Source organism: Bacillus sp. AY2-1, from assembly GCF_008368965.1.
GTDB classification, from domain to species: domain Bacteria; phylum Bacillota; class Bacilli; order Bacillales; family Bacillaceae_G; genus Bacillus_A; species Bacillus_A thuringiensis_S.
In genome coordinates, this window is sequence record NZ_QPEL01000123.1 from 19,784 (window position 1) to 41,477 (window position 21,694).

The following is a 21,694-nucleotide window of genomic DNA, read 5'->3' on the forward strand; positions in this document are numbered from 1 at the left end:
ATTTTTTTAAAATGCACCCTCTTTAATTTTCAATTGTTGCGTTGCAAACTCACGATACATATCATGCGTCTGTAATAATTCATCATGCGTACCACTACCTGTAAGATTCCCTTTCTCAATAAAGATAATTTTATCTGCATCTACAACAGTAGAAAGTCTATGCGCAATCACTAACGTTGTTCTGCCTTTCATTAAGTTATTTAACGCTTTTTGAACGACAGACTCAGATTTACTATCTAAGCTTGAAGTTGCCTCATCTAGCATAAGAATTTGCGGATTTCGAAGTAACGCTCGGGCAATGGCAATTCGCTGTCTTTGTCCACCAGAAAGCTTCACACCGCGTTCTCCAACTTCTGTTGCATAACCGTTTGGTAAGTCATGAATAAATGCATCAACATATGCCATTGCTGCTACTTTTTCAATTTCTTCATCCGTTACTTCGCCTTCAACACCGTAACAAATATTATCACGAATCGTTCCATCGATTAACGGACTATCTTGTGATACGTAACCGATTTGACGTCGCCATGACTGTAATGAATAACTCGTAATTGATTCTTTTCCTAATTTAATGGCACCACTAGTTGGCTCATAAAAACGTTCCAGTAATGAGAATAACGTTGTTTTCCCACTACCACTTGGTCCTACAATCGCTGTCACTTTTCCAGATTCAATTATGAAATCAATATTTTTCAAAACTTGCTCTTCTTCGTTATACTCAAAATGTACATTTTCAAGAACGATCGGCTGCTTAGCATTTGCCACTTTCACACCAGTTTCATGATCTTCTACTTCATATTCTAAAATCGTACTAATTCTTTCCGTTGCACCGATTGCCTTTTGAAATTGTGTAAAGAACATAGATAATTGACTCATCGGCATTATAATTTGAACTAAATACAAAATAAACGCTACAAGTTCACCAGTTGTTAATGCACCGCTAGAAACTCGCATCCCGCCATATCCTACGATAATAACAAGTAGTGCCATTAAAACAAACGACATAACTGGCGAAATTAATGATTGCACTTTTCCTTCTTTCAAACCAAATTGTAATAACTTTTGTATACCTGTATTACCCGTTTCATATTCTCTTTTTTCTGTATTTGAAGATTTCACTAAACGAATTTCCGATAACACTTGCGTTAACACACTTGTAAAAGATGCCGTTTCATCTTGAAGCGCTTTTGAAATCTTATACATTTTTCGTCCAAGTGGAACTAAAATTAATACAGACAACGGAATAACCGTTAAAAGTAACGCAGTCATTTTCCAATCTAAAACAAATAATACAATTAACGATCCAACAGTTGAAATACCACCTGTTAATAAGTTTGACAAATGCTCAGAAATTAACGTTTTCACAACACCTGTATCATTCGTCATACGGCTAATCGTATCACCTGTTCTATTTTGATCGTAATAAGATACCGGCAAGATAAGTACCTTTTTCCACAAACGTTCTCTTAGTCCCGCTACAATCTTCTGCCCAATATAATTTAGTAAATATATAGATAACCCTGCCGCAATAGTTTGCATTACAAAGAAAGCAACTAACCCAACAATTTGTCCTGCACTAATTGAAGAAAGCGAAAAATTATCTACTAATCCTTTTGTTAGCATGGGAATAAATAAACTCGCTCCCGTAGAAAGCAAACTCATTAATAATGCAAAAACTAAAATTCCTTTCGGAGGATTTGTATCTTGAATAAGGCGTAAAAACTGCCTCCAACTCCCTTTTTTCTTCATTTCATTTCTAACTTCCATTCCTGTTCATCTCCTCGTGTTAAACAAATCTGTTCTTTCTAAAATTAGAATACGATACAAATGTAAACTGAATGTAAACACACTTTTTCTATTTTTACAAAATATACATAAAAACTCATCTTTACAACAGATATAAACATCTGATATTATTACCTGGTACTTAATATTATTCTATGTAAATTATAAATAATTTACAACACGATATAAATCTCCAGTTAGTGAAAGGAGTATCCTTTTTGCAAACAAATATACATTCTGAAAAGGAAACAATTATTTTTATTCATGGGTTAGTTGGTAATCGTCGCGCCTTCAAAAAGGAGCAAAAACGATTTTCTGCCTCCTACAACATTATAACTTATGACTTATTAGGTCACGGTGATGATAAAGGAGAAGCAATCGACTTTTCATTACAGCGCCTCGTAGATCAATTATTAAACTTATATGAACAAGAAAATATTAAAAAAGCTCATATTTGTGCACTAAGTTACGGCTGTTACATCTCTACAATTTTTGCACAAATGCATCCAGAAAAAGTATTAAGTATTTGTCATATTGGAGGACATTACAATAACCCTTCTCGTTTATATAATGTATTTCAAAATTTTTGGGAGAAGCGAGGAGATGAATACTCTAAATGGCTCTCTCAATACGCAAATACTATTTTTCCAAGTGGTATACTAAAAGCAAATCCATTCGCAGTCATTTCAAGAAATATTTACTACCGTTTCGGATTACAATTACATTCATCCATAATTGCCCAGTCATTACGACATCGGTTAGAATTCGATTTAAAATCTAAATTAAAATCACTCCCTCACCCTATACTATGGGTAATGGGAGAGCATGATCATCTCTATAAATCTTGTCTATTTGATTTGAAATCTATTTTACCTAACGTTCTATACAAGGAAATACCTTTAGCAGGACATGCAGCGAACTTATTTCGTCCTAACTATTTCCACGACTTATATGATCGATTTTTAAATGGAAAGTTAAAATAAAAACTATTAAACTTCCAATTTATTCAACTATAAAAAGGCTTCCCAAGTTTCCTTGGAAAGCCTTTTCTCTATACGAAAAGTATATAAAACTACTTTTTCTTAGTATGCTTTTGTGTAACCTAAAATGTGCTTGCTCCAGTAAGAGTTACTTACAGAACTAATACGTACACCAGTTGCATCTGTTTCTGCACTAATGAACTGACCGTTTCCTAAGTAAACACCCATGTGAGAAGGACCTGATTTATAAGTATTTTGGAAGTATACTAAATCACCTGGTTGTGGATTGCTAGTTTTTGTTTTAGAGCTCCAGTATCCAGCAACTGTTTGACGAGCGCCTTTATGACCAGTTTGATTTAATACGTAGTGAATGAATCCACTGCAGTCAAAACCAGCAGGTGTTGTACCAGCAGTTCTGTATGGTGAACCATTTAAAGATCTAGCGAATCCAGCGATTGAAGATGTATCTCCACTTGTTGTTGGTTTTTGTACGTCTTTACCTGGTTGTTGAACGTTATTTGTAACGTTATTGTTATTGTTATTTGTAACGTTATTTACTCCGCCTTTTACAAACTTAACGAAGTCTGCACTTACGTAACCTGTGCGGCCGTTATGGTTAATTTTGTACCAACCATTTTCAGCGCCAGTAACGTTTAATACTTTACCATTTGTTACTCCACCGATTACAGCGTTGTATGTAGCTGGGCCTGTACGTACTTTTAAAGCACCAGTGTTAACAACATAAGAACCACCAGTTTGAACTGTTGTAGTATTGTTGTTTGTAGTTGGTTGTTGTGTTTCGTTAGATACAGCAGAACCACCTTTTGTTACGAAGTCTTTGCTTACGTATCCAGTTCCACCATTGAAGTTGATTTTAAACCAATCTTGTACTTCACCTACAACTTGTACTGTTTTACCTTTGTTTACAGAACCTAATACTGTATGAGATGTACTTGGGCCTGTACGTACGTTAAGTGAAGAAACGTTTACTGTGTAAGTACCTGTTCCTTGTTGAACAGTCGTTCCTGTTTTGCCACCAGTCGTTACGAAGTCACCACTTACATAACCTGTTTGACCATTTACGTTTACTTTGAACCAACCATTTTCTTGTCCAACTACTTGTAGCACTTGGCCTGATTTTACTTTAGAAATAACGTTATGTCCTGTACCAGCACCTGAACGAACATTTAATACATCAGCAGTTACTGTGTATTTTAATTCAGAAGTTGTTTCTACAGTTTTTGTTTCAGTTACAGTCGTTTGAGTTTGAGTTTGAGTTTGAGTTTGAGTTTGTCCATTAATTTCTTTTAGCGCTTCATTTGAAACTTGTGCATGAGCAGAATCCATTCCTGGAACTGCAACGCCAGCTACAGAAGCTGCTGCTAAACCTGCAATTACTTTTTTCATAAGTTGTCTTTACTTCCTTTCCCTACTATCCTCTTAAAAAAACTTAAAACTTTAATACTTTACAATATTATCAAAGTAAAATATTCATCCAGTTCCATTTTTTAGCAAGAGTTTTATTTTTCACACAGAGTTCATTTTAAATGAACAAAGTGAAATCCGTGTGAACTTCATGTGAACTTTATCATTAAACATAGTGTTTTTGCAATGATTTTTTCAAATTTCTTATATATCGCATAAAAATTCGACATTTCATTTAATATCTCAATATAAAATATCCCTTTTCTATCTTCTATAAAAAATTCTATTAACCTAATACAAACTACATTATGTATTTCCTTATAAAGCTCCTTACATAAAGTATACTTTCATCATGACAAAAATCACTCTATTAATCAATAGTATAATATTTTTAGAAAACTAATTTTCTATACTATCTACAATTTTGAAATAATTTGACGAATTGTAAGATTTATTTTATAAAAACCATTTCTCCTTTAAAGAAAGCACACACTATACCAATTGTTCTCTTTTTCTAATTATAGAATTTATAGGATAACCATAGTATTATATACATATCCTAATAAAAAGAGGAGGCATATTTGTGAGACATATAATAGATGATTCTATACAAAAAAATATAGAGATGTACTATGCTTTTATTCAATTCGTTTCAATGATAACATTACAAAAAGTATCAGTTGTTGAAACACGTAAAGATGAATTGAAAAATCAGATAAAAAATGAAGGACAAAAAAACCCTTATTACTTATAAAAAAAGGCGAACAGGTTATATTCCTGTTCACCTTTTATCAAATTATTTATAAATTTTCACACGGTTTTCTAACGGTTGGAATTCTTTTTCACCAGCTTGTACTACCGGTTTACCAAATGGCATTTGCGCAGTGAGTTTCCAATTTTCTGGAACATCCCACTCTTTTCTCACTTCTTCATCAATTAGCGGATTGTAATGCTGTAACGTAGCACCAAACCCTTCAATTTCTAAAGCTGTCCAAATTGCAAATTGTAACATTCCTGATGATTGCTGAGACCAAGTTGGGAAATTATCTTTATATAATGCAAAGTTTGCTTGAAGGCCTTCCACTACTTCACTGTCTTCAAAATATAAAACCGTTCCATAACCACTTTTAAATGCATTCATTTTTTCTTCAGTAGGTGCAAAGTTATTTTCAGGTACAATTTTTCTTAACGTTTCTTTCGTAATATCCCATAATTTATCATGTTGTTCTCCTAATAAAACAACAACACGAGCACTTTGAGAATTAAAAGCTGAAGGTGTATGTTTTACAGCATGATAAATCACTTCTTGAATTTTCTCATCAGAAACTACTTGCTCTTTACTAATTGCATAAATAGATCTTCTGTCTTCAATTGCTGAGTAAAAATCTTTTGCCATCATAATTCCCTCCAATTTTCAATTGAGGCTATTTCATATGTATACATCATATTACGCCCCTCAAGCTTATTATTAATAAGCTTATAACTTTATAATATCACAGCAATAAATAAACTCAAATGATAACACTTGTATTTAGAATCTTTTCCCTTTTTAAAGTTAAAATAAAAAGACTGTTTGTTGTTATCTAAAATTAGTAACAACAAACAGTCTTACTTATGTAGCGATCTAGATTGGTATTTTACTTACTTAATTAACTAATCCAAATGCATACGACATTAACTTATTCGTCTCTGTAAAACGTTTTGTTTTACTTGATGTCCCCATGACCACTGTAATAATTCGATTATCACCTTGCTTGGCAGTCCCAGTAAAACAGTATCCTGCACTATCTGTAAATCCAGTCTTTAGTCCGTCCATTCCTTCTATATATAAACTTTTATTATTTTTGTTTAACATGTCGTTTGTGCTTATAACATTAATATTATTAAATGCTAGCTGACTTTGGCGTAAGTGAGTCACTTCTAATATTTCCGGGTAATCTTTTATAAGATGATACGCCAATTGTGCTACATCAGCAGCCGTCATTTTTGTTTCACTTCCATCTGGCTCTTGTAATCCAGAAGCATTTGCAAATTTAGCATGTTCCGACATTTTTAACTGTTTCGCTTTTGCATCCATAAGCTGAACGAAATCTTTCTCCGATTTTGCCATATGTTCTGCTAAAGCCACAGCTGAATTATTAGCTGACTCAATCATTAATGCATGATATAAATCTTTAACAGTTAATGTGTCATTAACTTGTACTGGGATTCTCGCTCCCTCTGTTTGTGCCGCCTTCGCACTCATTTTAACTGGATCTTCCCAGCGAACTTTCCCGTTATGTATACTCTCTAGTAGGAGATACGCTGTCATCATCTTAGACATACTAGCCGGTGCAAAAGCTTCATTTTCATTATATTGATAAATAATATCTCCATCACTCGCATCGATAATCATAGCTGCTTTTGCATTAATTTCTGGTGGGATGTACTTTGGCGGGACTACTTTTTCAGAAAATCCTGCTTTAGGTAGTTCTGCCACTTGCAAAGGTTGTCCCTCTACATTTGCTACGCTCTTTTGATTTCCTTGGAATAAGAACCAACATACCCCTAAAATAATGACTAATAGGACTGTCATCCTTCCCCATTTTAACCGATTCATTTCAAAACTCCTTTAGCAAACCTTTTATACACTCACATTTAACCTTAACAACAATTCCTTTATACAGTCAAGGCAAAAAGGTATGTTTATTCATATACAGCAATGATTATTTTAATTTATTTATGGTAAACTTACAATATTGAAACGTAAGAATATTCAATAATAAATTCTCGTAAATAAAGGAAACTTTAATCAGCCCCACCAATCGGGCTTTTACGGGCAGCCCGCCCCCCACCTAACTTCTTCGCTTTCACTGAATTTTGAGGTGGGGATCTTACTGCACAGCAAATAGCGGGATAAACTATTTAATAGAAGGGATTCATTCAAATGCTACTTCCAAAATCATTGCAATACGGAGACACAATTGGGATCTATTCCCCTTCTTCACCAGTAACTTACACTTCTCTAAAAAGATTTGAACGAGCAAAATCTTACTTACAACAGAAAGGGTTTCATATATTAGAAGGTTCATTAACAGGTCGATATGATTTTTATCGTTCTGGTAGTATACAAGAGCGCGCTGAGGAACTAAATGCCTTGATAAGAAATCCTAATATTTCTTGTATTATGTCAACAATTGGTGGGATGAATTCAAATTCACTATTACCTTATATTGATTATGATGCTTTTCTAAATAACCCTAAAATAATGATTGGATATTCAGATGCAACTGCTTTATTACTAGGAATTTATGTTAAAACAGGAATTCCTACATTTTATGGGCCAGCTCTCGTCCCTTCCTTTGGCGAATTTGAACCTTTTGTTAATTGCACATACAAATATTTTGCAGAAACTTTACTACATGATCAATCTCTTCCTTATCATATAAAACAACCATTATTTTGGTCAGATGAATTTATTAATTGGGAAAAAAAGACGAAGGAGAAAGAACTTCGACCAAACAATTGGATTTCAGTAATTGATGGAAAAGCTACTGGGCGTATTATTGGCGGGAATTTAAACACGATACAAGGAATTTTTGGTAGCCCCTATATGCCACATATTCAAGAGGGCGATATTCTCTTTATTGAGGACAGTTCAAAAGATGCAGCTACTATCGAAAGAAGCTTTTCATTCCTTAAAATTAACGGTGTATTCGATAAAATTTCAGGTATCATTCTTGGAAAACATGAGCAATTTGATGATTGTGGTACAAATCGAAAACCTTTTGAAATACTATTAGAAGTACTTCAAAATCAAAGAATTCCTTTTCTAGCCGACTTCGATTGTTGTCATACACATCCAATGATTACCATGCCTATCGGTGTTCAAGTAGAGTTAGATGCAACAAATAAAACGATACATATTGTAGAACCTTGGAAAAAATGAATGCATGGCTTCTATTGTTTTACAATAAAAGCCATGATACTATATACTTTGGAATGTGAAAGATTAAACAAAATACGTTCCAATATCTATCATTAGAAAAATTAGGTATAAATATATATTTATATGCAAAAGAGAGTGAATAAATGAAACCAACTATTAAAAATTATGTATTTTTACATGTAGCTTTTTTGATATATTCTATCATTATGGTTTACATGAAATGGGCAGCTCAATTTCCAATTGCTTCAATCTCATTTTTTATTGCTTATTTCGGACTAGTTGTACTTTTATTCGGATATGCAATTTTATGGCAACAAGTAATTAAACATTTCGAAATTTCAAAAGCATATTCACATCGCGGGATTATTATACTATGGTCAATGCTTTGGTCAGTATTTCTATTTGGAGATACGATTCAGTGGAATCATTTACTTGGTGCAGCTATTATTATCGTCGGAATTGTGGTGGTGACAAAAGATGAATAGTTATATGTTATTATTTATTTTCGGGATAATTTTAGCTAATTACTCACAAATATTATTAAAAAAAGCTACTTTACAACAATACGATTCTAGAATAAAAGAATATGTGAATCCTTATGTTATTATCGGCTACTCTTTATTTGTACTTAACGCTGGATTAAATGTAATCGCCATGAAGGGCATGGAATTAAAACAAGCATCAGCATTAGAATCCTTAAGTTATATCATCATATTAATTTTCGGTTGGTATTTCCTAGGGGAAAAAATAACGAAACGTAAACTCATCGGTAACATGATTATTATCTTTGGTGTAATCGTTTATTGTATCCAATAGTAAAAAGCTCCGTTAACGGAGCTTTTTACTATTGACCTAAATTTTGCACCTTATCTAACCGTTTATTGTATCCAATAGTAAAAAGCTCCGTTTATCACAAACGGAGCTTTTTACTATTGACCTAAATTTTGCACCTTATCTTTCAAATCTCGAACTTGATCTACCGTCTGCATAAGCTCTGAGTTTTTAAATTGCTCTACATCCACTTTCCCTTCTTCTATCTTTGTCATCGCCGTATCAATTAACGTATTTAACTTTTCGTTATATCCGACGATTTGTTGATGAAGATCCTTTGCTACATCAGGTGGCGTTAATTCATTGAATGCGGGTATATCTTGTTTAATTTCACTAAGCTTCGTTTCTAATTCTTTTCGAGCCTCACTATCATTAACGGCCTTTTCTGCTAATGCTGGTGCATCATTTGCAAATGCACTTATTTCATTTACATAGTCTGTCGCCTTTTGAGCATAATCTATCGAGTTCTTTCCTTCCTCCACTATTGAACATCCCATTAAACCAATTGAAACTATAAATACTAATAAAATTGATTTTATTTTCATTTTAGACTCCCTTCGTCTTTATAATTGTCTGTAGTTTTCTCTATACATAACTTCTAGCTAAATTGTTTATAACCTTTTTCAAATAGCTATTTATCCTCTTACATGCCCTATTATCGTTACAACATCTATTTCTATATGTACGCTTATAATATCTTCAATTATATCCATATATCCTTGTCCTATAGCTGTTCCATAGTGTAATGTAAGCCCCTTCTTTTCATACACTGACTTTGGCACTGAAAAAATAAATCTCCTCAAGTTTCTTTCATCAGCTGGTTCCATAATTAATACAATCCCATCCTCATCAAACATATACGCTCGCCCTCCAACTTTACATTCACTATGGCTCAGTATTGCCTTGGTCAGCAAAATTTAAAACATAATAAGTTAAGATACACTCTGCTCTATCATAAAGTGAAACTTTAATTAGCCCTCACCAGTCGAATCTTTACCGGCAAATAGCGGGATAAAAATAAAAAGCATTCATTCTTTTTTGTTAAGAATGAATGCTTTTTAAAAAATCAATTTCTAACTCTAGCATCTTTTTTTGACGAGGTTTTACTTTCCTTACGGGAACTCCAGCGTAAATATACCAATCATCTAAACTCTCTTTTACCATACTCATCGCGCCGACTGCCGTACCTTCTCCTACAGTTACATTTGGAAAAACAATAGAATTAGCACCAATAATCACATGTTTTTTTAAAATAACTTTTTCTGCTTTCACATCCCTATATTGATTCGGGACGGTTGGCCCCATTAATGTATTTCCACTGAAATCATCAAGTACTGCATATACAATTGTTTTAGCTGAGATGTTTGCAAAATCATGCATTTCAATCCCAACTTCCCCTCCATATAACGCTGTATACGCTGATATGTGCGAATAACTTCCAATTGTGATTTTGCCACTTAAAATGCAAAAATCATCAATTCTTACATGATTACCAATTGATATAGCACCCGGATTATATATACTTGCTTTTTTACTAATCAATACATTTTTCCCAACAGATAAAAACCCAATTTTCTTTAGTTCTTCTTGACTATAAAAACTATTCATCTACCAACACCACCTTCTGCTCTAAACAGATTACAATTTGCTCTACTAGTTCTTTCGTCATTCCTTCCCATAAAGGTAAACTTACGATTCGTTTAGCTATTTTATTCGTTTTTGTTAAATCTGTAGACTTATAGTTTTTAAAAAGAACTTGTTGGTGGCAAGATGGTGAAAAGTATAATCTAGCTTCTATTTTCTGTTTTTTCAGTTCTTCTATTACTTGTATGTTGCGAACTTCTTCTGGACAAATGATAGGCATAAATTGGTGAATAACTGCTTCTGTCTTTTGGACTTTCCACCCTTTTTTCATTAACCCAGTATTTTGTAACAACTGTTTATACCATTCAGAAATACGGGTGCGTTCTTTTAATTTTTGATCCCACTTTTTTATAGTCGCAATCCCAATAGCTGCTGCGTATTCAGACATTTTACAATTAAACCCCATCATCGTGCATTCACGATTTTTATCAAATCCGAAATTCCCCATTCTTTTAATACGTTGTATATCTTCTTCGTTTTTACTATATATGAGCCCTCCTTCACCAATTCCGAACGGCTTTGTTGCATGAAAGCTATATACGATCATTCCACTAAAATCTTGACCGTAATGCATCCCTCTATTCATTAATCCAAATCCCGGTGCCGCATCTACGACAACCGGAATCCCCTTCTTCTCTAATTCTTCATATTCTTCTAAGTTCATCCATGATCCAAAAGTGGCGTACGGGACAACAATCGCAACCTCTTCTTTTAATTCTTCTATCTTATCCAAAAGTACCGTTTTATCCATATACCAATCATCTATTGAAATATCAATAAAGTAAGGTTCCAATCCACACCAAATAGCGGCTAAGGCAGTCGCAGGGAATGTAAAGCTAGGCATGAGAGCATACTTTCCCTTTCTTCTTTTCTTTAGTTGAATAGCCGCCATTAACCCTAACGTTGCGTTTGCTACTGTTGTAACAGCTCCCCTGTTTTGAAAAAATACCGACATAATTGTTTCCTCAAAACGTTGATTTATAGGTCCATAATTCGTATATATGTGAGATGTATCAATTTCCTTCAATTCGTCCAAATACTCAATTACAGGTACAGTTGAAGCACGTAAAAAAGGAATATTCTCCATATCTATCTATTCCTTCCTATCATTTTCGGACAATATAGAGCATATCTGTTTCAGATAATCCAAATTTCCTAGCACTTTTCATTCCTTGTTTTTCCGCTATGTTATATAATTCCACCTTAAATCCTGCATTCATTAATCGTTGAATAAATCCCGATTGATTATAAATTCTCACATGATCTTCTTGACCAAAAGCTAATTTCCTCAATTGTGGTGTTACAATTAATTCATTCTCTACAATAAAATCTACATTCATTACGATTGGTACTTGAATAATTCCCCATCCATTTGGCTTTAACACTCTATATAACTCTCGCATTGCTTTGTCATCATCAGGAACGTGTTCTAACACATGGCTACATAATATTACATCAAAGGTATTACTATCATATGTAATCCTTGTAACATCAATTTCCTTCATTAATGGATCCTTTGGTTCTAAGTCACCACATACGTACGTAATATTTTTATACTCGTTAAACCAATCTCTTAACTTCGCTTCAGGTGCAATATGAAGCATAGTATAGTTTCTATTTAACAAGTCTGTTTCCGTTTCAATGTATGTACGATACAATCTTTCACGATCCATCGAATTACAAACTGGACATATCCCTGTATCTTTATTCCACATCTCAAATTTATATTTCGGAAAATCATAATGTGCTGGCCAAGGTGAAAATTTTTCAAATTGTTGATTGCAATATTGACAATAACAGAATTCTTTCTCAAACATGTGAGCAACTAATTTGTGTAACCCTTTTTTTATCTTTTCATTATAAATTTGATCTATTTCGCCGTTTCTTACTGCATCCTTAACTATAAATCCCGCATTTTCTAAACAATAAGATAAACTCTCTTTATACTCACTTTCAGAACTTAAAAATCCACTATTATATGCATCTATAATTAATTCAATCCACTCTTCAATTGTCATTAACATAAAATGCATTTGTTTTTGATTTTGTCCACTATGTTGTCTAAAATAACTAAGAGGTTCTTGTATATAAACTACTTTTCCTTTTCTCATCATATCTATCCAAGTTGCAATATCATTAATAGCAGAATAAGCCTTTCCTTTAAAATACCCAAACTTACCTTCAAACAAATCCCGATTAAACAAAACAGTTGTCGGCTCACCAACTATATTTTTTAAGTTTTTTAACATATAATTCCCTAATTCTTTTCCTTCAAAAAGTGTTGTTTCTTTCGCGATTTTCATATTCAATGTTGAAGGTGGTAATATCTCTCCATTCTCATCAATCAGTTCACGATATGACGTCACAAATGAAATGTTTTCTAATGCCAAAAAGTATTTCATCATTCTCTCGATCTTTTCATGATGAAATAAGTCATCATCTAATAAAAAGTTTATATAATCCCCATTCGCAAGTTCTATACACTTATTAAAGTTTTCAGCAACTAATGGCGTTTCATTTTTAACATATGTAATACACTCATATTCACGTAAGTACGGTTGAATCATAACATTGACTTCATTATTTGTACTGTCGTCAGAAATAATAATTTCTATATTTTCATATGTTTGATTCAGAGCACTGTTGAGCGCTAATTCCAAGTAATAAGGTCTATTGTATGCAGGAATAAGTATACTTACTTTCGGTAAAGAAGAATTATTATTTATATGCTGTTTTTTCTTTTCTATATTTATTTTCTTTCCTCTAATTTTTTGGTAATAGTCTAATGTATATAATATCGATGATGGAACTATCCTTCTTGCATAATCTAGAAAATTAGTTATCGCTTTGTCTAAATCTTTTTCGTTGGATAAGAAACCATATTTTTCTCCCGCTATAATACTGTGTGAAAAATCTTCTAACCCATCCATCATTTTATTAGATTCATTTAACTGTTGATCTGGATGTAATCGAAAGTAACTAAGTGTCTCTGCTATATATACTGCTTTTCCTTCACTTAATAAAGATAACCATGAAGCTATATCTACATTACATAAATACCGCCTCTTATCAAAAATCCCATACGGTTCTTGTAACTCATTTTTACGAAATAAAACTGTTGTTGGTTCTCCAATATAATTTTTTTGATCCACAATTACCTTATTTCCTAATTCTATTCCCTCTATAATCGTATCCTCTTCAAATAAACGGACAGTTGAATAAATATGTCGTAGTTCTTTCCCTTTATCATCAATTACTTGACGATGAGATGTTACTAGCTTAATTTCATTATCTAGATCATTGAAAAAATACTTCATCATCTTTTCAATTTTATTCACATGAAATATATCATCATCCATTAAAAAATTTATATACTCACCGTTCGCTTCATGAAATAACATTAGCGCATTTTCAAATTGTCCGAGAGTTGATCTGTTTTTTATATAAATAATATTTAAATGATCACATAAATATTTTTGTAACACCTTTTCTGTTTCGTCATTCGTGCTGTCATCTCCAACTATAATTTCTATATTAGGGTACGTTTGTTCTAACACACTACATAACGCCTTTTCAAAGTAGCGAGGACGATTATACGTAGGAATTAACACACTTACCAACGGAAGTTGCTCTACGACCTCTTCAATTCTTTCAATACGATTTCTCATTTTAACTCTCTCACCTCTTCGCATATTATTTATATACGCGACACAAAAATCACATTACTTTAACTGTATGGAGCCTATATACTTTTATGCAAACATGAAACAAAATATCATACTTTTCGTTCCTGAATAAACATATTTAATAACGCGGACATTTTATTTGCACCTTTTTTATTCATATGATCACTATCATAAAAATCATCCTCACAAAATAATGGCGAATCAAATAGATCTATGATTTGAAAAGAATATTGAGTTTGAAACTCATTTATAACTTTATAAAAATCTTCTTTTAATTTCTTACTACTACAATTGAAATAATGTGAAGTAACAGGGAATACAACAATTAATGGCTTTATATCGTTTTTTAATAGTAATTCTAAATATTTCTTAAAAATCATTTTATTTTCAACTAAAGTATGAGGATACGCCAATTTAGCGTGTGAAGCTGCTCTTATTTTCCCGTGTTCTTCAAAAGGAATGTGAAGAGGAGTGGTATTCCACTCAGCATTTATCCAAGGCAGTATCAATGATTCATCTTTTAGTTCGTCTAATAAAATATATTCAAAATGCAAATTAAAAATAGAAAAAAGTGGTTTCGGAGTATTTAGATGTAAGAATCCATCCGTGGGTAAAGGAGAATAAACTACAGTATGATGACCATCTTGAAACAATGGATAATATACTTTGTGAATTCTATATGATTCAGATGATAACGACATATCAAAGTAAAACGAGAAATAAGCTATTCCTATTAAACAATATTGAAATGAATGAGTGTTTGATAGAAGTTGTGACGCTATTAAATAATCATAGTATAGATCTTGAGATGGAAGTGTTAATTTTATTGACTTTTTTGAGAGGAGCTCCGTACTTATGCCACAATGTGGATAAGACAAACCGGTAGCAAACAATTCATACGTCGGATCACTCTTTGCTTTTTTTATAGAAATGTATAAAGACATAAGATCCGGATTTATTTGATAGATAGAAATTAATTTATCCTTCCATTCATACATGTATTTTGTTAAATTAATAATTTTTGAACTTTGTACGCCCCTATTTATCAAGTCATTTGTAAGTTTTTCTGCGTCCCCTCTCCAAATGACTATATATTGAAAAGAACTTTCTATACGAACAACATTTGAAACGTCTACAACATGAACTATTGTTTTACATTTATTTTTGTCTAACGTATTTCGAATCCTATCCCCTGATAATTCATCACTTAAAACAATGATTTTAAATTGCTCCTTCATGTACATCCCCTCCATTATATGTATAATATGAAATTCATTTTTAATTCGTAACAATCATATACACCTGCAATCTAACAAAAAAATAGCTCCACCATTAGGCGTAGCTATTTTTACAATTATTGCTTATTCAAATCATATTCCTTTATCTAACTCATAAAGTTTACGATACTTTTCATTTTCTTTCAGAAGTTGTTTATGGCTACCTTGCATGACAATTTGGCCACGATCAAGGAATATTACTTCGTCTACATGTTCTATTCCTACAAGATGGTGCGTAATCCAAATAACCGTCTTTTCTTCCGTTGCAGAAAACATTGTTTCAATTAAAGACAATTCTGTTTTTGGATCTAAACCGATAGTCGGTTCATCAAGTACAATAATTGGTGTTTCTTGCATAAGAGTTCTAGCAAAAGCAACCCTTTGTCTTTCCCCACCAGAAAACCGTTTTCCCATTTCATGCATTTTTGTTTGTAATCCGGCTGGAAGAGAAGTAATATGTGAAGCTAATTGTGCCTTCTCTAAAGCTTTCCATATCTCTTCATCCGTCGCCTCTGGTTTGCCGATTCTCACATTATTTCCAATTGTCGTATCAAACAAATGTGGCTTTTGATTTAATACAGAAATATATTTAGATAAAAGATTCGTATGAGCTCGTTTACCATTCAATACAACTTTGCCATTTACTGGGCTTAACGCACCTGTTAATAATTTTAGTAAAGTAGATTTCCCTGTCCCACTCCTGCCTAAAATAGCAATTTTCTTCCCTGCTTTTATTTGTAATGATACGTCTTTTAATACAATCTCGTTACTATCTGGATAACTATACGATACGTGATTCAGTTCAATATCTACATGTTTTGGTTCAATGTAATCTTTCTCCTCCTGCAAATCCATTTCATCATGTAAAACACTATCACTTTCTACGCGATTAAGACGATGAGTAGATTCTACATACGACGGGATTCGATCGATGGCATCTGCAATAGGAATAAGCGCGTTCGTTACAGATAAAGTCATTAATACGAAAGCTGCGATTACGGTTGGAGCAATTTGTTCGCTTGCCGCTTCATTCCCAGTCCATATAATCATCGAAATAACTACAATACCTACTACTAATTGAATGATACTGTCCCGAATATGATACCAGCGTTTCACTCTCTTTTCTATTTTTAACAACTGATCATTTTGTTTTACATACTCATTAATAAATTCACCTTTACGACCACTCGCCTGCCAATCAGATAATCCAAAAACAGCATCCGTCAGTTGTTGATACAAACGGCTTCTACCTTGCTTCAAAGTAACATGGTGTTTCTTCATTAAAAGTAATGATACAAACGGAAGAAGAAACACGATAATAGCTAACATACAACCTACAATAAGTGCAAACACAAGGTCAAATGCACCGATAACAAGTACGAAGATACTATAAACAACTAGCGCTAATATGCTAGGGAATATTGTACGTAAATATAGGTTTTGCAAATGCTCTATATCTTCGGATAACACTCCTAACATATCACCCGTTTGAAATCGAGAACGAAAAAATAACGCCTGTGGTTCTACTATTCTATATAGTTTCGTTCTCATTTTTTCTAATATACGTAGTACGACATCATGTCCGACTAAGCGCTCTATATAATGAAACACAGCTTGCCCTATACTAAACGCTCTTGTTGCAACAATAGGAACATATACAGCCATTACATTTTCTGGTCTAAGGGCAGATTTTGAGATCAAATAACCTGAAATAAAAAGTAACATCGCTCCTGAACTAACTCCAAGAAGACCAAGGAAAATAGTTAAAGTCATTCTACCTTTATTTTGTTTTATATAAGGTTTAACCCAGTTGCTCATTTCTCTCCCCTCTCTTCCCTATGAAAATGTAATGTCTCATTCTCTAAAAGTTCTTCATACGTCCCACTTTCTTTCATTTCCCCTTTATTTAAAATAAGGATATGGTCCATTTGTTTCATCCAATGTAGACGGTGGGTTGCTAAAAATACTAATTTTCCATTAAATAGACGTAACATCGCTTGCTTTATTTCAAATTCGGTTTCAATATCAAGATGTGCCGTAGGCTCATCTAATAAAATGATTGGTTTTTTACTTAAAAGTGCACGCGCCATAGCAACACGCTGTTCTTGTCCGCCACTTAGCATACGTCCACCTTCTCCAATTCTTTCGTGCATCCCATTTGGAAGTGATGTAACGAGTGAACGAAGGCCGACTTCATTAATAACTCTTTCAACTTCTTCATCTGTTGCATTTGTTTCATAAAAACGAATGTTATCCTTTAATGAAAGCGGAAAAATATAAGGTTGCTGCGGAATGTAAGCAATATTTTTTTGCCAATCTTCACGAGTAGATCCATCAACTTCTAGACCATTTACTAACATCTTTCCACTCGAAGGAGATAAAAACCCGGCTAATACGTCGATTAACGTCGATTTCCCCGCACCACTTTCACCAATAACACCAATAGCACCGTTACCTTCCCAAGTAACATTAATCCTTTCTAATATAGCCTTCTCAGATTCAGTATTATTAACTTTGATATCTTGTAATTTCAAGCTACTAGAGGCATTCCATACTATATCTTCATTTAAATCTTTCTTTTCTATTCCTTTTTGTTGTTGCAAAATCTCTTCTATTTGCTCCATCGCAATTTGTCCATCTAATGTCGCATGATAATTTGCTCCCACTTGTTTAATCGGCAGAAAATATTCCGGAGCTAAAATCAAAATTGTAAGGGCTGGTAATAGTATAATCGTTCCATCTATTAAGCGTATCCCTAATCCAACTGCCACAAACGCGATTGATAAACTCGTAAAGAAATCTAATGCAAAAGAAGAAAGAAAAGCAACTCGCAAAGTACGCATCGTTGCTTTTCTATATCTTTTACTTACTTTTTCAATCTTTCCTTCGTGCTGTTCACTTTTCCCTAAATACTTTAATGTTTCTAAACCTTTTAACGTATCTACAAAATGGTTCGAAAGTACACGATATATCTCATACTGACTATCTGCCATTTTTTGCGCTGCTAATCCGAGAAGAATCATAAATATGATCACGATAGGAATCGTTACAACTAAAATGATTCCAGACTCAATATCTAGCGTAAAAACATATAGTACAATTAGACCTGGAACGATACTGCTTCTAATCATTTTAGGAATCGTTAATTCAATATATGTTTTAAATTTCTCAATCCCCTCAATTGATAAGGTAACCAGATGACCAGTTCCAACCGTTTGAACATACCTTGGACCTAATGTGAAATATGCCTCTATCAATTGTTTTCTTAGTAACGACCCTGTTTTTTCGGCAAAACGTTCCACTAATATTTGTGATGTTCGAACTACTATGTTACGCGCTGCAAACGCGATACCAAAATAAACAATTTCACTTAATATTGTTTGTACTGTCTCTCCATGAAATAAAAACGTAATAGCTCGTGCTAAAAAGATTGTTTGCGCAATAATACTAAAAGCTTCTAAAATACTAATAATCGTTAACGCTACATATAAAATACGGCTACCGGGATAAGACGGAAGTCCTCTTTTTCTTTTCATTAGTACTCCAAATCGTTGTCTGACTTAACAGGTTGTCTAAATACATAATAACTCCATATTTGACTTCCGATAACGAAAGGCAAAATAGCAATCGCAAAGTAAGTCATAAGTTTTAATGCATAAGCTCCTGATGCTGCGTTGTAAATTGTCAAATCATTCATTGCTCCTAAAGAGCTAATCATAACACGTGGGAACATACCGATAAATACACTCGCACTTAGTAAAATGATTGTTAAACTCGTCATAAAGAAAGCCCAACCATCTCTTCTTCTTTTATTTAATAAAGTGGACACTAATAGTGCTACAAAAGCTCCGATTGGTACCATAATCCATTCTGTTCCATGAGCAGTGAAAATGTCGGTTTTCCATAACCCCACACCAGCAAAAACAAGAAGTGTAATTAATGAAAATGGTGCAATTTTTATTGCAGCAATTCGTGCACGTTCTCTCAATTTACCAGTTGTACGTATCGTAAGAAATTGTAATCCGTGAACAATACATAGTAGGAGAAACATTACTCCCCCAAGTAACGCAAATGGATGAAGTAATTGCAGGAATCCACCTACAACATTTTTACTCTCATCAATAGGTACACCTACCATAAAGTTTGCAATCGCAACTCCCCAAAGGATAGGAGGTAACATACTTCCAATAAACATCCCCCAATCCCACGCACTCTTCCATTTATGATTATCTATTTTCGCACGAAATTTAAAGGAAACACCTCTTAAAATTAAAGCAAGAAGCATAAATACAAACGGAATATAAAAACCACTAAATAAAGTTGCATACCAGTGCGGAAATGCCGCAAACATGGCTCCACCAGCACAAACAAGCCATACTTCATTCGCGTGCCAGAACGGTCCTATTGTATTTAAGTAAACTCGTTTTTCAAAATCATTCTTTCCTAAAAACCTCGAAACCATTCCTACCCCAAAGTCGAAACCTTCCAGTACGAAGAATCCAACAAATAAGATTGCAATAACTAAAAACCATAACTCATTAAGAGATAACATACTCTTCCTCCTTATCAAATGGATCATGGCTTTGATAATCCTTTTTCGTTTTCTTATTCGTGTGGCCCTTAATGGTACGAACAAATAAGTACACACAAATTCCACCCATAATTAAATACATTGATGTGAATGAAATAAGTGAGAATAATACTTCACCGAATGTTACATTTGGTGATACAGCATCTTCTGTTTTCATTACACCAAATACAACCCAAGGTTGACGACCCATTTCAGTCATAATCCACCCTACTGTATTACCGATGAATGGAAGAGAAATTGCATACACCATTAATTTTAAATACCACGTTTTTTCAGCTAAACGATCTTTTCTTGATAAGAACCATCCGTAAGCTCCTAGAAGAAGCATGAATGTTCCACTCATTACCATCGCTCTAAAACTCCAAAACATTGTATGCACTGGAGGAATATAATCCCCAGGTCCATATTTTTCTTCATATTGTTTTTGAATTTGATTCATCCCTTCAACTTGACCGCTAAACTTATCATACGATAATAGACTTAGCATATAAGGGATTTGAATTTCAAACGAATTTTCTTTCTTCTCTGTATCAATTTTCGAAAATACTGTAAATGGCGCTGGATCCTCACTTGTATTCCATAGTGCTTCAGCTGCCGCCATCTTCATTGGATGTGTCTTAATTAATTGTTGCGCTTGTGCATGACCGAAGAATAATACAAGCGCCGTTGTAATTGTTCCAACAATGATAGAAATTCGGAAAGATTTTTTAAATACTACAGTTTCTTGTCCTTTTGTAATTTTCCATGCACTTACACCCGCAATAAAGAATGCACCTGTTGCAATTGCTGCTGTAATTGTATGCGGGAATTGCACCCATAGTTGTGGGTTTTGAATAATGGCTAAGAAATCATTCATTTGTGCACGACCATCAGCTGCCATTTCATACCCGACAGGTGACTGCATAAATGCACTTGCAGTTAAAATCCAGAATGCTGATAACATCGTTCCAATTGAAAGGAGCCAAATACACATTAAGTGAATTCGCTTCGGTAATTTATCCTCACCGAATACCCATAAACCTAGGAATGTAGACTCAATGAAAAATGCCAGTAATCCTTCAATTGCAAGTGAGGGACCAAATACATCACCTACAAAACGTGAATACGTTGACCAGTTCATACCAAACTGAAATTCTTGTAAAATACCTGTTACTACACCTACTGCAAAGTTAATAAGGAATAATTGCGTCCAAAACTTTGCCATCTTCTTATATACTTCTTGCCCTTTTACCACATACAACGTTTGCATTATCGCAATAATAAAAGCTAAACCAATTGACAGCGGAACAAAAAAGTAATGGAAAATCGTTGTTGATGCGAACTGTATTCGTGCCAATTCGAGCGTTTCCATACTAAAATCACTTCCTTCATAGTTTTTATAATCAAAGTTAATTGAGCAATCTTATCAAACTCAATTATTAAGAAATACGAAAAGACAAAAACATTTTGTATGTATTGTCGAAAAATACGAAGTTTCAGTTTTTCAAACTATTTCAATGCTAATTTTTACCTTTTCACTATTTCTGTAGTGTTTTATTCGTTAATCG

Annotated in this window: 19 protein-coding genes; 5 read left to right on the plus strand and 14 right to left on the minus strand. The window is 33.5% G+C overall.

Annotation, left to right across the window (positions count from 1 at the left end; all coding sequences use genetic code 11):
- Positions 1–6: 6 nt before the first annotated feature.
- Positions 7–1,767, minus strand: a complete 1,761-nt coding sequence (locus tag DN403_RS23785) for an ABC transporter ATP-binding protein (protein WP_149185816.1) — start codon at positions 1,765–1,767, stop codon at positions 7–9.
- Between the two features lie 236 nt (positions 1,768–2,003).
- Here DN403_RS23785 and DN403_RS23790 point away from each other — a divergent pair, with 236 nt between their 5' ends.
- A complete protein-coding gene (locus DN403_RS23790) occupies positions 2,004–2,768 on the plus strand; it encodes an alpha/beta fold hydrolase (protein ID WP_001194308.1) in 765 nt (254 codons plus the stop codon).
- A 99-nt stretch (positions 2,769–2,867) separates the two neighbouring features.
- Here DN403_RS23790 and entFM read toward each other — a convergent pair whose 3' ends face one another.
- Positions 2,868–4,172 (minus strand): enterotoxin EntFM, encoded by a 1,305-nt coding sequence (gene entFM, locus DN403_RS23795; RefSeq protein WP_098298036.1) that lies wholly within the window; start codon positions 4,170–4,172, stop codon positions 2,868–2,870.
- A 601-nt stretch (positions 4,173–4,773) separates the two neighbouring features.
- Between entFM and DN403_RS23800 the strand changes: the two genes are divergently transcribed.
- Positions 4,774–4,944, plus strand: a complete 171-nt coding sequence (locus DN403_RS23800; protein WP_001215914.1) for a hypothetical protein — start codon at positions 4,774–4,776, stop codon at positions 4,942–4,944.
- Positions 4,945–4,986: 42 nt separating this feature from the next.
- Here the strand turns inward: DN403_RS23800 and DN403_RS23805 are convergent, their stop codons facing one another.
- Positions 4,987–5,589: a nitroreductase family protein gene (locus DN403_RS23805; RefSeq protein WP_016077846.1), complete on the minus strand. Its 603-nt coding sequence runs from the start codon at positions 5,587–5,589 to the stop codon at positions 4,987–4,989.
- Between the two features lie 246 nt (positions 5,590–5,835).
- Positions 5,836–6,789 (minus strand): D-alanyl-D-alanine carboxypeptidase family protein, encoded by a 954-nt coding sequence (locus tag DN403_RS23810; protein WP_001080883.1) that lies wholly within the window; start codon positions 6,787–6,789, stop codon positions 5,836–5,838.
- A 327-nt stretch (positions 6,790–7,116) separates the two neighbouring features.
- On the opposite strand from DN403_RS23810, the gene DN403_RS23815 reads away from it, so the two are divergent.
- The 3 genes from DN403_RS23815 (at position 7,117) to DN403_RS23825 (ending at position 8,934) form a co-directional block, all read left to right on the plus strand.
- Entirely contained in the window at positions 7,117–8,118 is a 1,002-nt protein-coding gene (locus DN403_RS23815) for a S66 family peptidase (protein ID WP_000926336.1), read from the plus strand.
- Between the two features lie 143 nt (positions 8,119–8,261).
- Positions 8,262–8,603 (plus strand): EamA family transporter, encoded by a 342-nt coding sequence (locus DN403_RS23820; RefSeq protein ID WP_000805128.1) that lies wholly within the window; start codon positions 8,262–8,264, stop codon positions 8,601–8,603.
- Entirely contained in the window at positions 8,596–8,934 is a 339-nt protein-coding gene (locus DN403_RS23825; protein WP_001089871.1) for an EamA family transporter, read from the plus strand. The genes DN403_RS23820 and DN403_RS23825 overlap by 8 nt, the downstream gene beginning before the upstream one ends.
- A gap of 113 nt (positions 8,935–9,047) precedes the next feature.
- Here the strand turns inward: DN403_RS23825 and DN403_RS23830 are convergent, their stop codons facing one another.
- From DN403_RS23830 to cydA, 10 genes are all read right to left on the minus strand, one after another.
- Positions 9,048–9,494, minus strand: coding sequence for a DUF6376 family protein (locus tag DN403_RS23830; protein ID WP_000695203.1), 447 nt, complete (start codon positions 9,492–9,494; stop codon positions 9,048–9,050).
- 90 nt (positions 9,495–9,584) lie between these two features.
- Complete coding sequence (locus DN403_RS23835) at positions 9,585–9,806, minus strand: hypothetical protein (protein WP_000459099.1); 222 nt, start codon at positions 9,804–9,806, stop codon at positions 9,585–9,587.
- A 184-nt stretch (positions 9,807–9,990) separates the two neighbouring features.
- Positions 9,991–10,557 (minus strand): acyltransferase, encoded by a 567-nt coding sequence (locus DN403_RS23840; RefSeq protein ID WP_001084172.1) that lies wholly within the window; start codon positions 10,555–10,557, stop codon positions 9,991–9,993.
- Positions 10,550–11,680, minus strand: a complete 1,131-nt coding sequence (locus tag DN403_RS23845) for a DegT/DnrJ/EryC1/StrS aminotransferase family protein (protein ID WP_000427951.1) — start codon at positions 11,678–11,680, stop codon at positions 10,550–10,552. The genes DN403_RS23840 and DN403_RS23845 overlap by 8 nt, the downstream gene beginning before the upstream one ends.
- 19 nt (positions 11,681–11,699) lie before the next feature.
- Complete coding sequence (locus tag DN403_RS23850) at positions 11,700–14,261, minus strand: glycosyltransferase (RefSeq protein ID WP_001245915.1); 2,562 nt, start codon at positions 14,259–14,261, stop codon at positions 11,700–11,702.
- Positions 14,262–14,368: 107 nt separating this feature from the next.
- On the minus strand, positions 14,369–15,517 hold the full coding sequence (locus DN403_RS23855; protein WP_000662898.1) for a hypothetical protein: 1,149 nt from the start codon (positions 15,515–15,517) through the stop codon (positions 14,369–14,371).
- Positions 15,518–15,649: 132 nt separating this feature from the next.
- Entirely contained in the window at positions 15,650–17,374 is a 1,725-nt protein-coding gene (cydC, locus tag DN403_RS23860; RefSeq protein WP_016077848.1) for a thiol reductant ABC exporter subunit CydC, read from the minus strand.
- Entirely contained in the window at positions 17,371–19,092 is a 1,722-nt protein-coding gene (gene cydD / locus DN403_RS23865; RefSeq protein WP_000824030.1) for a thiol reductant ABC exporter subunit CydD, read from the minus strand. Before cydD ends, cydC begins: the two co-directional genes overlap by 4 nt.
- Positions 19,092–20,108 carry a cytochrome d ubiquinol oxidase subunit II gene (cydB, locus tag DN403_RS23870; RefSeq protein WP_000950083.1) on the minus strand — a complete coding sequence of 339 codons (1,017 nt, stop codon included), beginning with the start codon at positions 20,106–20,108 and terminating at the stop codon, positions 19,092–19,094. The genes cydD and cydB overlap by 1 nt, the downstream gene beginning before the upstream one ends.
- Complete coding sequence (gene cydA / locus DN403_RS23875; RefSeq protein ID WP_000448870.1) at positions 20,095–21,498, minus strand: cytochrome ubiquinol oxidase subunit I; 1,404 nt, start codon at positions 21,496–21,498, stop codon at positions 20,095–20,097. The genes cydB and cydA overlap by 14 nt, the downstream gene beginning before the upstream one ends.
- Between the last annotated feature and the right edge of the window lie 196 nt (positions 21,499–21,694).

What these genes read in the sequence shown, in the direction of transcription:
- DN403_RS23830 (WP_000695203.1), bottom strand. Translation starts at nt 9,494, where the DNA reads ATGAAAATAAAATCAATTTTATTAGTATTTATAGTTTCAATTGGTTTA.
- cydD (WP_000824030.1), bottom strand. Translation starts at nt 19,092, where the DNA reads ATGAAAAGAAAAAGAGGACTTCCGTCTTATCCCGGTAGCCGTATTTTA.
- DN403_RS23810 (WP_001080883.1), bottom strand. Translation starts at nt 6,789, where the DNA reads ATGAATCGGTTAAAATGGGGAAGGATGACAGTCCTATTAGTCATTATT.
- cydA (WP_000448870.1), bottom strand. Translation starts at nt 21,498, where the DNA reads ATGGAAACGCTCGAATTGGCACGAATACAGTTCGCATCAACAACGATT.
- DN403_RS23850 (WP_001245915.1), bottom strand. Translation starts at nt 14,261, where the DNA reads ATGAGAAATCGTATTGAAAGAATTGAAGAGGTCGTAGAGCAACTTCCG.
- cydC (WP_016077848.1), bottom strand. Translation starts at nt 17,374, where the DNA reads ATGAGCAACTGGGTTAAACCTTATATAAAACAAAATAAAGGTAGAATG.
- DN403_RS23785 (WP_149185816.1), bottom strand. Translation starts at nt 1,767, where the DNA reads ATGGAAGTTAGAAATGAAATGAAGAAAAAAGGGAGTTGGAGGCAGTTT.
- DN403_RS23805 (WP_016077846.1), bottom strand. Translation starts at nt 5,589, where the DNA reads ATGATGGCAAAAGATTTTTACTCAGCAATTGAAGACAGAAGATCTATT.
- cydB (WP_000950083.1), bottom strand. Translation starts at nt 20,108, where the DNA reads ATGTTATCTCTTAATGAGTTATGGTTTTTAGTTATTGCAATCTTATTT.
- DN403_RS23815 (WP_000926336.1), top strand. Translation starts at nt 7,117, where the DNA reads ATGCTACTTCCAAAATCATTGCAATACGGAGACACAATTGGGATCTAT.
- DN403_RS23845 (WP_000427951.1), bottom strand. Translation starts at nt 11,680, where the DNA reads ATGGAGAATATTCCTTTTTTACGTGCTTCAACTGTACCTGTAATTGAG.
- DN403_RS23840 (WP_001084172.1), bottom strand. Translation starts at nt 10,557, where the DNA reads ATGAATAGTTTTTATAGTCAAGAAGAACTAAAGAAAATTGGGTTTTTA.
- entFM (WP_098298036.1), bottom strand. Translation starts at nt 4,172, where the DNA reads ATGAAAAAAGTAATTGCAGGTTTAGCAGCAGCTTCTGTAGCTGGCGTT.
- DN403_RS23825 (WP_001089871.1), top strand. Translation starts at nt 8,596, where the DNA reads ATGAATAGTTATATGTTATTATTTATTTTCGGGATAATTTTAGCTAAT.
- DN403_RS23835 (WP_000459099.1), bottom strand. Translation starts at nt 9,806, where the DNA reads ATGTTTGATGAGGATGGGATTGTATTAATTATGGAACCAGCTGATGAA.
- DN403_RS23855 (WP_000662898.1), bottom strand. Translation starts at nt 15,517, where the DNA reads ATGAAGGAGCAATTTAAAATCATTGTTTTAAGTGATGAATTATCAGGG.
- DN403_RS23820 (WP_000805128.1), top strand. Translation starts at nt 8,262, where the DNA reads ATGAAACCAACTATTAAAAATTATGTATTTTTACATGTAGCTTTTTTG.